This is a genomic window from Escherichia sp. WS3227_2, from assembly GCF_046486495.1.
GTDB lineage: Bacteria > Pseudomonadota > Gammaproteobacteria > Enterobacterales > Enterobacteriaceae > Escherichia > Escherichia coli.
Genome location: NZ_JBJQLG010000062.1, coordinates 1 through 503 on the forward strand (window position 1 = coordinate 1; position 503 = coordinate 503).

The 503-nt window shown below is 49.1% G+C and carries 2 protein-coding genes; both read right to left on the reverse strand.

Going from position 1 to position 503, the window contains the following annotated elements:
• Positions 1–102 (reverse strand): hypothetical protein (locus ACJHXB_RS24830; RefSeq protein WP_374694589.1); only part of this gene is annotated, 102 nt, incomplete at its 3' end.
• 66 nt (positions 103–168) lie between these two features.
• Positions 169–503, reverse strand: a 335-nt coding sequence (locus tag ACJHXB_RS24835; protein ID WP_125133859.1) for a type VI secretion protein VgrG, incomplete at its 5' end; no start/stop codon positions are given.

A 503-nucleotide genomic window follows, 5' to 3' on the forward strand; every position in this document is an offset into this window, starting at 1 on the left:
CACGCCGGTGGGCGCGCCAATTCTTACACCTGCCGAACCCTGGACAATGGGACCGCCATACTGAGTCATATCTCCCTGACGCGCCGCTGGTTTTCCGCTCATGATTCAATTCCTTCTTCTGTTTATTTTTAATGCTTGTTTGTTACTGAATACCGAACAGGTACGGGATCAGTACTCTCTCATATCCGGCGTATCCTGCTTTTCATCAGGGGTCTTCGGTGGGGATTTCGAGGCTGCACAGTTCCAGTTAATCAACAGTGAGTCACCATTAACCTGCTCCTTACCCTGCAAATGAATTTTTGTGCCGTTGAGAAAAATTTGTCCGTCCTTAGTCAGCACCAGCCTTGCCTTACCACAGCAGAGTTCCAGATGCTCACCGGCGGAGTAAATCGCGGTCTGCCCGGTATCATCCTTTTTCGTTTTACCAACGGTGAAGGTAACGTTATTTCCGACTTTGACGTCATAACCCAGCCCGACCATCAACGATTTATGCAAACCGATCT